At 70.4% G+C, this 14,129-nt stretch carries 10 protein-coding genes; 9 read left to right on the forward strand and 1 reads right to left on the reverse strand.

All coding sequences use genetic code 11. The features are described 5' to 3' along the window. The first annotated feature begins 40 nt into the window (after positions 1-40). The 6 genes from FNV62_RS44365 to FNV62_RS44390 are packed head-to-tail and all read left to right on the forward strand — an operon-like array spanning position 41 to position 9,567. Positions 41-1,333 carry an ABC transporter substrate-binding protein gene (locus FNV62_RS44365; protein ID WP_097287416.1) on the forward strand — a complete coding sequence of 431 codons (1,293 nt, stop codon included), beginning with the start codon at positions 41-43 and terminating at the stop codon, positions 1,331-1,333. 8 nt (positions 1,334-1,341) lie between these two features. Beyond that, on the forward strand, positions 1,342-2,238 hold the full coding sequence (locus FNV62_RS44370) for a carbohydrate ABC transporter permease (protein WP_054234950.1): 897 nt from the start codon (positions 1,342-1,344) through the stop codon (positions 2,236-2,238). A 44-nt stretch (positions 2,239-2,282) separates the two neighbouring features. Beyond that, positions 2,283-3,200, forward strand: a complete 918-nt coding sequence (locus tag FNV62_RS44375; RefSeq protein WP_375336808.1) for a carbohydrate ABC transporter permease — start codon at positions 2,283-2,285, stop codon at positions 3,198-3,200. Positions 3,201-3,237: 37 nt separating this feature from the next. Then, positions 3,238-4,497 (forward strand): glycoside hydrolase 5 family protein, encoded by a 1,260-nt coding sequence (locus FNV62_RS44380; protein ID WP_143603913.1) that lies wholly within the window; start codon positions 3,238-3,240, stop codon positions 4,495-4,497. Then, a complete protein-coding gene (locus FNV62_RS44385) occupies positions 4,494-6,506 on the forward strand; it encodes an endo-beta-N-acetylglucosaminidase (protein ID WP_144316131.1) in 2,013 nt (670 codons plus the stop codon). The genes FNV62_RS44380 and FNV62_RS44385 overlap by 4 nt, the downstream gene beginning before the upstream one ends. Positions 6,507-6,549: 43 nt before the next feature. After that, positions 6,550-9,567: an alpha-mannosidase gene (locus FNV62_RS44390; RefSeq protein ID WP_144316132.1), complete on the forward strand. Its 3,018-nt coding sequence runs from the start codon at positions 6,550-6,552 to the stop codon at positions 9,565-9,567. Positions 9,568-9,607: 40 nt separating this feature from the next. Here the strand turns inward: FNV62_RS44390 and FNV62_RS44395 are convergent, their stop codons facing one another. Beyond that, positions 9,608-10,309, reverse strand: coding sequence for a FadR/GntR family transcriptional regulator (locus FNV62_RS44395; protein WP_054234945.1), 702 nt, complete (start codon positions 10,307-10,309; stop codon positions 9,608-9,610). 199 nt (positions 10,310-10,508) lie between these two features. Here FNV62_RS44395 and FNV62_RS44400 point away from each other — a divergent pair, with 199 nt between their 5' ends. The 3 genes from FNV62_RS44400 to FNV62_RS44410 are packed head-to-tail and all read left to right on the forward strand — an operon-like array spanning position 10,509 to position 14,093. After that, the gene (locus tag FNV62_RS44400) at positions 10,509-11,576 is read left to right on the forward strand and encodes a sugar ABC transporter substrate-binding protein (RefSeq protein ID WP_060899763.1); all 1,068 of its coding nucleotides are present in this window, start codon (positions 10,509-10,511) and stop codon (positions 11,574-11,576) included. Continuing rightward, on the forward strand, positions 11,573-13,066 hold the full coding sequence (locus FNV62_RS44405; RefSeq protein ID WP_144316133.1) for a sugar ABC transporter ATP-binding protein: 1,494 nt from the start codon (positions 11,573-11,575) through the stop codon (positions 13,064-13,066). Before FNV62_RS44400 ends, FNV62_RS44405 begins: the two co-directional genes overlap by 4 nt. Beyond that, positions 13,059-14,093 (forward strand): ABC transporter permease, encoded by a 1,035-nt coding sequence (locus FNV62_RS44410; protein ID WP_060899761.1) that lies wholly within the window; start codon positions 13,059-13,061, stop codon positions 14,091-14,093. The genes FNV62_RS44405 and FNV62_RS44410 overlap by 8 nt, the downstream gene beginning before the upstream one ends. Positions 14,094-14,129: the final 36 nt, after the last annotated feature.

Consider the following 14,129-nt stretch of genomic DNA (forward strand, 5'->3'; position numbering starts at 1 on the left):
CCCCGGCACCGTTACCCCTGCTGCAAGAGGAGCCCCATCCGTGCGCATCTCCCGCAGAGCTCTCGCCGCCGCTGCCACCGTCGCCGTTCTCCTGCCGCTGAGTGCCTGCGGCTCCGGGAGTGACGGCAGTGGCTCGACGGACGCCTCCGGCAAGGTCGAGGGCGACATCACCTTCCAGACCTGGAACCTGAGGGCCAACTTCAAGCCGTACTTCGAGGGCGTGATCGCCGACTTCGAGAAGAAGTACCCCGGCACCCATGTGAAGTGGGTCGACCAGCCCGCCGAGGGCTACGCCGACAAGATCAGCGCGGACGCGGCCGGCGGCACCCTGCCCGACGTCGTCAACGTCTCGCCGGACCTCGTCGCCCCGCTCGTCAAAGCGGGCCTCGCGCTCGACCTCGACAAGTCCGCCGCGCAGTACAAGAAGGAGTACCTGGACGGCGCCTGGGCCAGCCACCAGATACCGGGCATGACCGGAACGTACGCCTTCCCCTGGTACCTCAACACCGGCCCGCTCTTCTACAACAAGTCCCTGTTCAAGGAGGCCGGCCTCGACGCCTCCAAGCCGCCGACGACGTACGACGAACTCTTCGCCGACGCCCTGCAACTGGCGAAGAAGAGCGACGGCAAGGTCGCCACACTCGCCAACGTGCCCACCATCGAGGACTTCGGCCGCTACGGCGTCGAGCTGATGAACAAGGAAGGCACCGCCTTCGCCTTCAACGACGCCAAGGGAGTCGAACTCCTCACCAAGTACAAGGAGTTGTACGACGCGAAGGCGCTCGACCCGCAGGCGCTGACCGCGACCCCGGAGTCCTCGGGCAAGAAGTTCCTCACCGAGGCCGTCGCCATGAACCCCGGCAGCGCCCTGGACCTCGGCAACTTCAAGAAGCAGGCCCCGAACCTCTACAAGAACATCGGCATCACGGACCAGATCACCAGCACCGGCAAGGTGAACATGTACGTGATGGGCGTGATGGTCAACTCGCGCACCAAGCACACTCCCGCCTCGGTCGCCTTCGCGCACTTCGTCACCGACGCGCAGAACCAGATGTCCTTCGCCAAGAAGGTCGCGATCTTCCCGAGCACCGCGGGCTCGCTCGACGACCCGTACTTCACCAAGGAGGATGGCACCGACGAGACCCGCGTGCGGATCGCCGCCGCCAAGTCCCTGAAGAACGCGGTCAACTACACGCCGGTCCTCTTCAGCGAGCAGATGAAGACCGCGCTGCGCAACGAGGTCGCGAAGGCCCTGCAGGGCAAGGAGAGCCCCAAGACGGCTCTTGACAACGCTGTCAAGGCCTGCGACACGCTGCTCAAGCAGCAGGGCTGAGCGGGGCCATGGCGAGTTCGTCCAGCACCGCCCGGGTACGGCGCCAACTGCCGACCAGCCCCTGGCTGTTCGCCGCTCCCGGCCTCCTGGTCGTGGGCGTGTTCATCCTCTATCCGTTCGTCTCGACCGTGGTCAACGCCTTCACCGACCGCCGCACCCTGATCCCGGGCACGTTCGTTGGCCTCGCCAACTTCCGCGAGCTGCTGCACGACGACATGTTCTGGATCGGGCTGCGCAACAGCACGCTGTACGTCCTCGGGGTCGTCCCCGCGCTCGTCCTGCTGCCGTTGCTGCTCGCCCTGCTGGTCCAGAAGAACATCCCCGGCATCACCTTCTTCCGGTCGGCCTTCTACACCCCGGTGGTCGCGTCCATCGTCGTGGTCGGCCTGATCTGGGTGTGGCTCCTGGACGAACGCGGCCTGGTGAACTCGCTGTTGGAGTCGATCGGCGTCGGCAGGGTCGGCTTCCTCAGCGACCAGTGGCTGCTCCTGCTGAGCGCCATGGCCGTCACGGTCTGGAAGGGCCTCGGCTACTACATGATCATCTATCTGGCCGCGCTCGCCAATGTGCCACGCGAGCTGCACGAGGCCGCTTCGGTCGACGGCGCGGGCGCGGTCCGGCGCTTCCTCACGGTCACCGTGCCCGCCGTCCGCTCCACCATGGTGCTGGTCGCCGCGCTCTCCTCGGTCGCCGCCTTCAAGGTGTTCTCCGAGGTGTACCTGATGGCGGGCCCCGACGGCGGCCCGGCGGGCGAGGACACCACCCTCGTCATGCTCGTCCAGCGCACCGGCACCGGACTGACCGGCCGGGTCGGCTACGCCTCCGCCATCTCGGTCGTCGTCTTCGTCGTCACCGTCGCGCTGATGCTCCTCGTGCTGCGCGCCGACCGCAAGGAGGACGCGTGAGCGCGCCGGACGGAGGACGCGTGAGCGTGCGGGAAGGAGGACGCGTGAGCGTGCTGGAGAAGGAGCGCGACGTCGAGCGGCGTCCGCCGGCCGAGCGCGGGCCCCGTCGCCGCCGTATCACCGACGAGCACGGCCGCCGTGTCCGCGGCTGGGAACTCGCCCTGCGCTACCTGCTGCTGCTCGCCGTCCTCGCCCTGACCGTCGGCCCGTTCCTGTGGCAGCTGTCCACCTCGCTCAAGGGACCGACCGAGGACATCTTCAGCTCACCGCCGAAGTTCCTGCCGGGCGATCCCACGCTGCACAACTACAAGCGGGTGGCCGACACCATCCCCGTCTGGGACTACGCCTTCAATTCCCTGAAGGTCGCGGGCGCCAACGTCGTCACCAACTGCGTCGGCTCGGCCCTCGCGGGCTATGCCCTGGCCCGTCTGCGCTACCGGGGCAGGCGCGTGGCGACCCTCGTGTTCATCCTCGCGATGCTGGTCCCCGTCGAGGGCATCATCATCGCCCAGTTCACCACCATGCGTGAGCTCGGCCTGAACAACACGCTCATCGGGGTCGTCCTGCCCGGCTGCATCGGCGCGATGAACGTCCTGCTGATGCGCAACGCCTTCCTGAACCTGCCGTACGAGATCGAGGAGGCGGCCTTCGTGGACGGCGCGAACACCTGGCAGCGGTTCCTGCGGATCGCGCTGCCCTCGGTGAAGGGCACGCTCGCCGTCGTCGCGATCTTCGCCTTCATGGGCGCCTGGGACGACTTCCTGTGGCCGCTCATCGTGCTCAGCGACCCCTCGAAGTTCACCCTCACCATCGGCCTCAACTATCTGCACGGCACCTTCGCCAACGACGAACGGCTCGTCGCCGCGGGCACGGTCATCGCCGTGGCGCCGCTCATCGCCCTCTTCGCCTGCCTGCAGCGGTACTTCTTCCGCGGGGTGGGGGAGGGCGCCGTCAAGGGCTGACCTCCCGCTGTCCCGATTCGCTTCGCAAGGATCCCGCATGCCTTCTGCCGTGCGCTTCGGCGTCAACTACACGCCCAGCGAAGGGTGGTTCCACCACTGGCTCGACTTCGACCTCGACTCCGTACGCGCCGACCTCGACTCCATCGCCGCGCTGGGCCTCGACCACATCCGGGTCTTCCCGCTGTGGCCCTACTTCCAGCCCAACCGCGCGCTGATCCGCCCGCGCGCCGTCGAGCAGCTGCTCCAGCTCGTCGACGCGGCCGGAGAGCGGGGGCTCGACGTCAACGTGGACGGTCTGCAGGGGCATCTGTCGAGCTTCGACTTCCTGCCCGCGTGGACGCGGACCTGGCACCGGCGCAACCTGTTCACCGACCCGGAGGTCCTCGACGGCCAGGCGGTCTATCTGCGTACGCTCGCCGCGGCCCTCGCCGACCGCCCGCACTTCATCGGCATGACGCTCGGCAACGAGGTCAACCAGTTCTCGGCGGGCCCGCCCCATCCGGACCCCGACCGGGCGAGCAGCGCCCAGATCGACGACTGGCTGGAGCGGATGCTCGCCGCCTGCGAGGAGGGCGCCCCCGGCAGGCTGCATCTGCACGCCGAGTACGACGCCACCTGGTACCAGGACGACATGCCGTTCACCCCGGGCCAGGCCGCCCGCCGCGGCGCCGTCACGGCCGTACACTCCTGGGTCTTCAACGGCACCGCCCAGCGACACGGCCGTACCTCCGTGCCGACCGAACACCACGCCGCGTATCTGATCGAGCTGAGCAAGGCCTGGGCCGACGACCCGCACCGGCCCGTCTGGCTCCAGGAGGTCGGCGCACCCGCCCCCCTGATCCCGCCCGAGCACGCCGCGGCCTTCACCGAGGCCACCGTCGCGGCGGCGCTGGACTGCCCCGACCTGTGGGGCATCACCTGGTGGTGCTCCCACGACGTCTCCCGCGACCTCGCCGACTTCCCCGAACTCGAATACGGGCTCGGCCTGTTGACCAACGACCGGCGTCCCAAGGACAGCGCGCGGACGCTGGCCCGCGCCGCCCGCGAGCACCACCACACGCCCGCCCCCCGGTCCACGGCGCTGATCGTCCCCGCCGACCCCGCCGTCCGCTCGCTGTGCGCCCCGGGCGGCCCCGTCTTCGAGGCGTTCTTCCGGCTCACGGCCGACGGCGCCCGCCCCACCACCGTCCTCGACGCGCGCGCGGACGACAAGGAACACCTCGCCGCGCGCGGCATCACCGAAGTCGTCAGTCCCGATCAGGTACTCCCCATCCCACAAGGAGAAACCCGCTCGTGAACCCCACCAGACGCACCGTCCTGCTCGCCGGCGCCGCCGCCGCGCTGCTGCCCGCCCTGCCCGGTCTGCCCGCGGTCGCGGCGACCGAGGCCGCCGCGACCGCGGCGCCGCCGTACGCCTCCTACTGGTACCCCGACTCGCTGCCCTCGGGCACCCCCGGCACCGGGATCACCTGGCGCAGTCTCAAGGCATGGAGCGCCGCCACCGACGCCGACCTGGCGTTCAACGCGTCGACCGTGCCGCTCGCCGCCCGCTTCACACCGACGCCGGCCAACACGACCGCCCGTAGCGGCCAGGCCCGTATCCAGTCCCTCGTCTCCTTCGGCCCGACGTCGAGCAACCCCGCGCAGGGCGCCGCCACCGCCGACTACTACGCCCTCACCCACTGGGCGTACCTGGACGAACTCGTCTTCTGGGGCGGCTCGGCGGGCGAGGGCCTGATCCTCGCGCCGAACGCCCCGATCGTCGACGCGGCCCACCGGCACGGTGTGCCCGTCCTCGGCAATGTCTTCCTGCCGCCCGTCGCCTACGGCGGACAGCTCCAGTGGACCCGCGACCTGGTGCAGAAGGACTCCACCGGGCACTACCCGCTCGCCGCGCAGCTCGTCGCGGTGGCGGCGGCGTACGGCTTCGACGGCTGGTTCATCAACGCGGAGACCAGCGGCGGGAACACCGCGCTCGCCACCGCCATGCTCGGCTTCATGAACGAACTGAAGTCGCTCGGGACGGCTCAGGGGCAGCGTGTCACCTGGTACGACGCGATGACCGTGAGCGGCTCGGTGAGCTGGCAGGGCGCCCTGAACAACCAGAACAAGACGTTCTTCCAGGCCGCCGACTCCATGTTCGTCGACTTCCGCTGGTCGCAGAGCAGCCTGGCCTCCTCCGCGACGACGGCCCAGCAACTCGGGCGCAGTCCTTACGAGTTGTGGGCGGGCGTCGACGTCGAGGCCAACGGGACCGGCGCGTCCGTCAATTGGGACGCCATCGTGCCGAGCGCCAAGGCCCATGTCACCTCGCTCGGCTTCTACCGGCCCGAGTGGACCCGCAACCACCTGCCCGCGAGCCGGACCCCCGGCGACTTCCACGCCGCCGACGACCTGTTCTGGACCGGCTCCTCCCTCGACCCCTCCAAGCCCAACACGAGCGCGAGCTGGCGCGCCCCGGCCGTCTCCGTCGCCGACCGCTCGACGGTCGCCTCGCTCCCGTTCGCGACCGTCTTCAACACCGGCCACGGGCTGAAGTGGTACGAGGACGGCGAGGTCACCTCGGACCCGGCCTGGAACCACCTCGGCCTCCAGGACCGGCTGCCCTCCCGCCGCTGGGTCGTGCGGACGGACGGACAGCGCCCCGCCGTCACCTTCGACTTCGCGGACGCCTGGCGGGGCGGAAGCAGCCTGCTCGTCGCCGGCGCCCTCGACGCGCCCACCACGCTGGACCTGTACGCGACGAGGCTGCCGCTCACCGCGGACACGGTGGTCGAGCTCACCTACCGCACGGACGCGGGCGCCGCGGCCGTGGAGCTGGCCGTCGCCACCGCCGAGCCGGGCGCGGCGGGCGGGGCGCCCCCGTACACGTACTTCCCGCTCACGTCCTCGGGCGACGGCTGGGAGACCGCCACCGTGCCGCTGACCGGACTGAGCGGGACCGCGCACGCGCTGGGCGTGCGGCTGACCGCGAGCAGTGGTCCGGTGCGCTGGCGCCTGGGCGGGCTCGCGGTCCGCGATGCCGTGCTCACCCCCGCCGCACCCACCGACCTGCGCGTCACCGGCGCCGACGGCGGCAACCTGCGGTTCGCCTGGCAGGGCGCCCCCGGCGAAGTACGCCATTACGAGCTGTACCGGACGCTCCCCGACGGCACGCGCCGCTTCCTCGGCGGCACCTGCCAGAGCGCGTTCTACGTCGGCGGTCTCACCGCCGAGCAGGGCGAGTCGTCCGGGGGGTTCGAAGTGCGCGCGGTGGGGGAGCTGTTCACCGTCTCGACCGCCGCCACGACCACCCACACCTGGTAGCAGGACCACCTTCCCGCACCATCTTCACCCCACGGAGCACCCCATGCATGACGACCGCACCCTGGTCGAAGCCCGTCTCAAGCGCGTCCTCGACGAGCGCATCCGACCCGCCGTGTACCCCGAGTCCGTGCCGCTGGACGTCGCGGTGTGGCACGCTCCCGGTGAGCCGGTGCCCGTCGCCGAGGGGCTCGCGGCCACACCCGAGCCGATCGAGGTGGGTGCGCGCTGGGGCGCTCCGTGGGGCACCAGCTGGTTCCGGGTCACCGGGACCGTCCCGGAGGCGTGGGCGGGGAAGACCGTCGAGGCCCTGCTGGATCTCGGCTTCGACGAGAACATGCCCGGCTTCCAGTGCGAGGGGCTCGTCTACCGGCCCGACGGCTCTCCGGTGAAGGGACTCAACCCGCGCAACCAGTGGGTGCGCATCGGCGCCCCGGTCGAGGGCGGCGAGGAGGTCCGGCTGCACGTCGAGGCCGCGTCCAACCCGGTGATCCTCGACTACCACCCCTTCCTGCCCACCCAGTTGGGCGACAAGGAGACCGCGGGCAGCGAGCCGCAGTACACCCTCACCCGGATGGACCTCGCCGTCCTCGACGAGACCGTGTGGGAGCTGGTGCTCGACCTGGAGGTCCTCGGCGAGCTGATGGCCGAGCTGCCGGTGGAGTCGGCGCGGCGCTGGGACATCCTGCGCGCGGTGGAGAAGGCGCTCGACGCGGTCGACCTGCAGGACGTGGGCGCGACCGCCGCCGCGGCCCGCGAACGGCTGGCCGGGGTGCTCGCCGAGCCCGCCGTCCCGTCCGCGCACCGCATCAGCGCCGTCGGGCACGCGCACATCGACTCGGCGTGGCTGTGGCCGCTGCGCGAGACCGTCCGCAAGGTGGCGCGGACCACCTCCAACATGACCGCGCTCATCGAGGACGAGCCCGAGTTCGTCTTCGCGATGTCCCAGGCCCAGCAGTGGGCCTGGGTGAAGGAGCACCGGCCCGAGGTGTGGGCGCGGGTGAAGAAGGCGGTCGCGGAGGGTCGGTTCGTGCCCGCGGGCGGTATGTGGGTCGAGTCGGACACCAACATGCCGGGCTCGGAGGCGATGGCCCGTCAGTTCGTGCACGGCAAGCGGTTCTTCCTCGACGAGTTCGGCATCGAGAACGACGAGGCCTGGCTTCCGGACACCTTCGGCTTCGCCGCGGGACTTCCGCAGATCATCAAGGCGGCGGGCTCCAAGTGGCTGCTCACCCAGAAGATCTCGTGGTCGCAGACCAACAAGTTCCCGCACCACACCTTCCAGTGGGAGGGCATCGACGGCACCCGCATCTTCACCCACTTCCCGCCCGTCGACACCTACAACTGCTCCATGCGGGGCAGCGAACTCGCCCACGCGGCAAAGAACTTCAAGGACAAGGGCGTCGCCCGGCACTCCCTCGCCCCCACCGGCTGGGGTGACGGAGGCGGCGGTACCACCCGCGAGATGGTGGCCAAGGCGGCCAGGGTCCGTGACCTCGAAGGCTCCGCCACCGTGGTGTGGGAGACCCCGACGGAGTTCTTCAAGAAGGCCGAGGTCGAGTACCCGAACGCCCCTGTCTGGGTCGGCGAGTTGTACCTCGAACTGCACCGCGCCACGCTCACCAGCCAGGCGAGGACCAAGCAGGGCAACCGGCGCAGCGAACACCTCCTGCGCGAGGCCGAACTCTGGGCCGCGACCGCCGCCGTGCGGACCGGATTCCCTTACCCGTACGAGGAGTTGGACCGCATCTGGAAGACGGTCCTGCTCCACCAGTTCCACGACATCCTGCCCGGCTCGTCCATCGCCTGGGTGCACCGGGAGGCGCGCAGGACGTACGAGCGGGTCGCCGAGGAGCTGACCGGCATCATCGACGCGGCGCAGCGCGCGCTGGCGGGTGAAGGCGGCACGGAGCTCGTGTTCAACTCCGCCCCGCACCGCAGGGACGGGGTCCCGGCAGGCGGGGCCCTGCCCGCCGCCGTCGCGAGCGAGGTGGCGCTCGCGCCGCGCGTAGGCGGCGGCCACGTCCTCGACAACGGCCTGCTGAGGGTCGAGATCGACGCCCGGGGCCTGGTCGTCTCCGCGTACGACATCGACGCCGACCGCGAGACGATCGCCCCGGGACGCGCCGCGAACCTGCTCCAGATCCACCCCGACTTCCCGAACATGTGGGACGCCTGGGACGTCGACGAGTTCTACCGCAACACGGTCACCGACCTGGTCGACGCGGACGAGGTCGTGCCGGGTGAGGACGGTGTGTCGGTGCGGATCGTACGGTCCTTCGGCGCGTCGCGGGTCACCCAGGTGCTGTCGCTCGCGCCGGGGGAGCGGCGCCTCGGCATCGACACCGAGGTCGACTGGCACGAGACGGAGAAGTTCCTGAAGCTCGCCTTCCCGCTCGACGTGCACGCGGAGCGGTACGCCTCCGAGACGCAGTTCGGGCACTTCTACCGGCCGACGCACACCAACACGTCCTGGGAGGCGGCCAAGTTCGAGGCGTGCAACCACCGGTTCGTGCACATGGAGGAGCCGGGCTGGGGTGTCGCGCTCGTCAACGACTCGACGTACGGCCATGACGTGACCCGTACGGTCCGCGACAGCGACTCCGGTACGACCACGACCGTGCGCGTCTCGTTGCTGCGCGCCCCGCGCTTCCCCGACCCCGAGACCGACCAGGGCGTCCACCGCTTCCGGCACGCGCTGGTGCCGGGGGCCGGCATCGGGGACGCGGTGCGCGAGGGGTGGCGGATCAATCTGCCGGAGCGGCGGCTGAGCGGCGAGCGTGAGGTCGCGCCCCTGGTGGAGGTGGCGCAGGACGCGGTCGTGGTGACCGCGGTCAAGCTCGCCGACGACGGCAGCGGGGATGTGGTCGTACGCTTCCACGAGTCCCGGGGCGGGCGCACCGGGGCCACGCTGACGGCCGGGTTCGAGATCGGGGACGTCACCGTCACCGACCTGCTGGAGCGTCCCCTCGCGGACACCGCGGCGCCGCGGCGCGACGGTGACCGGGTCACCCTGTCGCTGCGCCCCTTCGAGCTGGTCACCCTGCGGCTGACACGCGCCTGAGCGGTCGCGTCCCCGACCCCTTCCCGGGCTGCGGATCCGGCTACTGCGTGAGCTGGGTCCGCAGCCACTGCTCCACTTCGCCCACGTGCGCGGCGGCGGCAGCCCTGGCCGCCTCCGGGTCGTGGGCCACCAGCGCGCGGTGGATCGCCGCGTGCTCGCGGCGTGTGCGCTCGAAGGCGCCCTCCTCCTCGTAGCCCCGCCAGACCCGGGCACGGAACGTGCGCGAGGACAGGCCCTCCAGGATGGCGGCCATGGTCTCGTTGCCCGCGGCGGCCGCGATCTCGCGGTGGAAGGCCAGATCGTGGGCGAGGATCTCCTCCGGGTCGTCCGTCGCGTTCATCGCCAGCAGGTGTTTCTCGACCTCGGCGAGCTGGTCCGCCGTGATCCGCGCGGCGGCCAGCGCGGTCGCCGTCGACTCCAGGATCCGCCGCACCTCCAGCAGCTCGACCAGCCGCGGCCCGCGCGAGAGGTCGGCCACCACGCCGAAGGTCTCCAGCAGGTCCCCGGCCTCCAGCTGGGTGACGTAGATGCCCGAGCCGTGCCGGGCCTCCAGCACGCCGAGGACCGTGAGCGCGCGGATCGCCTCGCGCATCGAGCTGCGGGACATGCCCAGCTGGGCGGCGAGATCACGCTCGGTCGGCAGCCGCTGCCCGGGCTCCAGCCGGCCCTCGCCGATCATCGCCTTGATCCGCTCGATGGCGCGCTGCGTCACGGTGCCCTTCTGCGGGGCCGACTCGTCCACGCCGTCTCCTCCTGTTGCCGGGTGCGCCGCAGTCTAACCACCGGAGTGGTCGGACCACTACGGCTGATAACGCGGAAATTTTGGCGCACGGGGGTGTTGCGGGGGCGAAGTGGTCTGATAAATATTCGTCCCGGTTGAGCGGGACGCTCGGCCACGCACCGTCACCCCCGATCGATCTCGCTCAACGAGGAGCCGTCAGATGGCCGGCAGAAACGTGCGGAACACGCGAATTGCGTCGCGGGCAGTGCGTGCGGCGGCTGCGGCCGCCTGCGCGACCCTCGTGCTCGCGGCATGCGGCAGCACCAAGGACTCCGTGTCGTCGGGCGGCGGAGGCACCGGCAAGGTCGGCGTCATCCTGCCCCTGCTGACCTCGCCGTTCTGGCAGTCCTACAACGACTACGTGCCGAAGATGGCGAAGTCCGAAGGGGTCGACGCCCTCAAGACCGTCAACTCCAACAGCGACCCGTCCCAGCAGATCACCGACATCAACAACCAGCTCAACCAGGGCGTGAAGGGCCTCGTCGTGGCCCCCCTGGACAGCGCCGCGATCGCCGCCGGGCTCGACCAGGCCGAGCGCAAGGGCGTTCCCGTGGTCGCCGTCGACGTGGCGCCCGAGAAGGGCAAGGTCGCCATGGTCGTACGCGCCAACAACGTCGCGTACGGCGAGAAGGCCTGCGAGTACCTCGGCAAGCAGATCCCCTCCGGCAAGGTCGTGCAGATCATGGGCGACCTGGCCTCGGTCAACGGCCGGGACCGCTCCGAGGCCTTCCGCACCTGCGTGCAGAAGAACTACCCGAAGCTGAAGGTCCTGGAGATCCCCGCCAAGTGGGAGTCCGACACCGCGGCCTCCAAGCTCGACACCCTGCTGAACGCCAACCCCGACATCAAGGGCATCTACATGCAGGCGGGCGGCGTCTACCTCGCGCCGACCCTCCAGACCCTCAAGTCCAAGGGCATGCTGAAGAAGGCCGGCCAGGCGGGCCACATCACGATCGTCTCGAACGACGGCATCCCGCAGGAGTTCGACGCCATCCGCAAGGGCGAGATCGACGCCACCGTCTCCCAGCCGGCCGACGCGTACGCCAAGTACGGCATGTACTACATCAAGGCCGCGATGCAGGGGAAGACGTTCAAGACCGGCCCGACCGACCACGACTCCGAGATCGTCAAGCTGCCCAGCGGCATCCTGGAGGACCAGCTGCCCGCGCCGCTGGTGACCAAGGACAACGTCGACGACCCCAAGCTCTGGGGCAACACGGTCAAATGAGCACCCCACTGGTGGAGGCGCGGGGGGTGGCCAAGCGGTACGGCCCCACCGTCGCCCTCCAAGACGGCCGGCTCACCGTTCTCCCCGGTGAGTCCCACGCCCTCGTCGGGCGCAACGGCGCGGGCAAGTCCACCCTCGTCACCATCCTCACCGGCCTCCAGGCCCCCGACGAGGGCGAGGTCCGCTTCGACGGTGAGCCCGCGCCCGCGCTCACCGACCGCGACGCCTGGCGCCGCAAGGTGGCCTGCGTCTACCAGAAGCCCACCGTCGTACCGGAACTGACGGTCGCCGAGAACCTCTTCATCAACCGGCAGCCGGTCGGGCGCGGCGGCTTCATCAGCTGGCGCAGGCTGCGGGCCGAGGCGGCGCAGGTCCTGGACACCTGGGACGTGCACGTCGACCCGGAGGCCCGCACCGCCGACCTCAAGGTCGAGGACCGCCAGATGGTCGAGATCGCCCGGGCGCTCAGCTTCGGCGCCCGGTTCATCGTCCTCGACGAGCCGACCGCGCAGCTCGACAACCGGGAGATCGAACGGCTCTTCACCCGGATGCGCGCGCTCCAGGAGTCCGGTGTCACCTTCCTTTTCATCTCGCACCACCTCCAGGAGGTGTACGAGGTGTGCCAGACGGTCACCGTGCTGCGCGACGCCCGCTGGATCACCACCGCGCCCGTCGCCGAACTCCCCCGCACGGCCCTGGTGGAGGCCATGGCGGGGGAGTCGATCGCCGAGCGGACCGTCACGCACCAGTCCGTCGCCGCGGACACCCCGGTGCTGCTCGACGCCCGGGGGCTCACCTCGGACGCGTACGAGGACATCGACCTCACCGTCCGCCGCGGCGAGGTCCTCGGCCTCGCCGGCTCCAGCGGCAGCGGCAAGATCGAGCTTGCCGAGTCGTTCGCCGGACTGCACACCCCGACCGGCGGCACGGCTCAACTCGACGGAGAACGGCTGCCGTTCGGTGACGTGCAGGCCGCGCTCAAGGCGGGCGTCGCCTGTGTCCCGCGCGACCGGCACGAGCAGGGTCTCGTCTCCGGCATGACCATCGGCGACAACACCACCATGAGCGTCCTGAACCGGCTCGGCCGCTACGGCTTCATCTCCGCCCCCCGCAAGCGGGGCTTCGCCACCGAGCTGATCGAACGCCTCGACATCCACACCGAGGGCCCCGAACAGCCCGTCTCCGACCTCTCCGGCGGCAACGCCCAGAAGGTCGTCATGGCCCGCGCCCTCGCCTCCGACCCCCGCCTCCTCGTCCTCATCAACCCCACCGCGGGCGTCGACGTGAAGTCCAAGGAGTCACTGCTGTCCCGGATGGACAGCGCCAGCGAAGACGGCACCGCCGTGCTCGTCGTCTCCGACGAACTCGACGACCTGCGCCGCTGCGACCGCGTCCTCGTCCTCTTCCACGGCCGTGTCGTCGCCGAGCACCCGGCGGGCTGGCACGACCACGAGCTGATCGCCTCCATCGAAGGAGTGGACCATGGCTGACACGAAGGCCCCGTCGGCCTCGTCGCCCACCTCCGCGCGCGTCCCCGACGCACGGGCCGCCAAGACCGTACTGCTCCGCAGGGCCCGCGAACTCGCCCTCGTGCCCGCCTTGTTGGTGCTCCTGGTGCTCGGCGCGATCGTCAACGACTCGTTCCTCACCGAACGGAACCTGATCTCCATCCTGGGCGCCTCGGCGGCCCTCGCGATGGTGGTCCTCGCCGAGTCCCTGGTGCTGATCACCGGCAAGATCGATCTGTCGCTGGAGTCGGTGGTCGGCATCGCGCCCGCCGTCGGCGCCCTGCTGGTGCTGCCGTCCGCGCAGTCCGGCTGGGGCACGGAGTGGTCGGCCGCGCTCGCCCTCGTCGCGATCCTCGTCGTGGGCGGAGTCATCGGCGCCTTCAACGGCATCCTCGTGGTGAAGTTCAAGCTCAACGCCTTCATCGTCACCCTCGCGATGCTGATCGTCCTGCGTGGCCTGTTGGTCGGCGCCACCAAGGGCAAGACACTGTTCGGCATGCCCGACGCGTTCTTCCAGCTGGCCACCTCCACCTTCCTGCGGGTCCCGCTGTCGGTGTGGCTGGCCGCGGTCGCCTTCGGGGTCGCCGGACTGATCCTCAAATACCACCGCGTCGGGCGCGCCCTGTACGCCATCGGAGGCAACACGGAGGCGGCCCGCGCCGCCGGTATCCGCGTCGACCGGATGCTGCTCGGCGTCTCCGTCGTCGCCGGCGTCCTCGCCTCGGTCGGCGGGATCATGCAGACCGGGTACGTCGGCGCGATCAGCGCCAACCAGGGCAACAACATGATCTTCACGGTGATGGCGGCGGCGGTCATCGGCGGCATCAGCCTGGACGGCGGCAAGGGCACCATGTTCGGCGCCCTGACCGGCGTACTCCTCCTCGGCGTGGTGCAGAACCTGCTCACGCTCGCCCAGGTGCCGTCCTTCTGGATCCAGGCCATCTACGGCGGAATCATCCTGGTCGCCCTGATGATCGCCCGCGTGACCACCGGCCGCGCCCAGGACTGACCTCCCTTCGTCTTCGTACGGATCCAAGGACCCACG

It is taken from the genome of Streptomyces sp. RLB3-17, assembly GCF_007113425.2.
Lineage (GTDB): Bacteria > Actinomycetota > Actinomycetes > Streptomycetales > Streptomycetaceae > Streptomyces > Streptomyces mirabilis_D.

Coding starts and splice junctions, on each gene's coding strand:
- FNV62_RS44405 (WP_144316133.1), top strand. CDS start 11,573: ATGAGCACCCCACTGGTGGAGGCGCGGGGGGTGGCCAAGCGGTACGGC.
- FNV62_RS44380 (WP_143603913.1), top strand. CDS start 3,238: ATGCCTTCTGCCGTGCGCTTCGGCGTCAACTACACGCCCAGCGAAGGG.
- FNV62_RS44400 (WP_060899763.1), top strand. CDS start 10,509: ATGGCCGGCAGAAACGTGCGGAACACGCGAATTGCGTCGCGGGCAGTG.
- FNV62_RS44370 (WP_054234950.1), top strand. CDS start 1,342: ATGGCGAGTTCGTCCAGCACCGCCCGGGTACGGCGCCAACTGCCGACC.
- FNV62_RS44410 (WP_060899761.1), top strand. CDS start 13,059: ATGGCTGACACGAAGGCCCCGTCGGCCTCGTCGCCCACCTCCGCGCGC.
- FNV62_RS44390 (WP_144316132.1), top strand. CDS start 6,550: ATGCATGACGACCGCACCCTGGTCGAAGCCCGTCTCAAGCGCGTCCTC.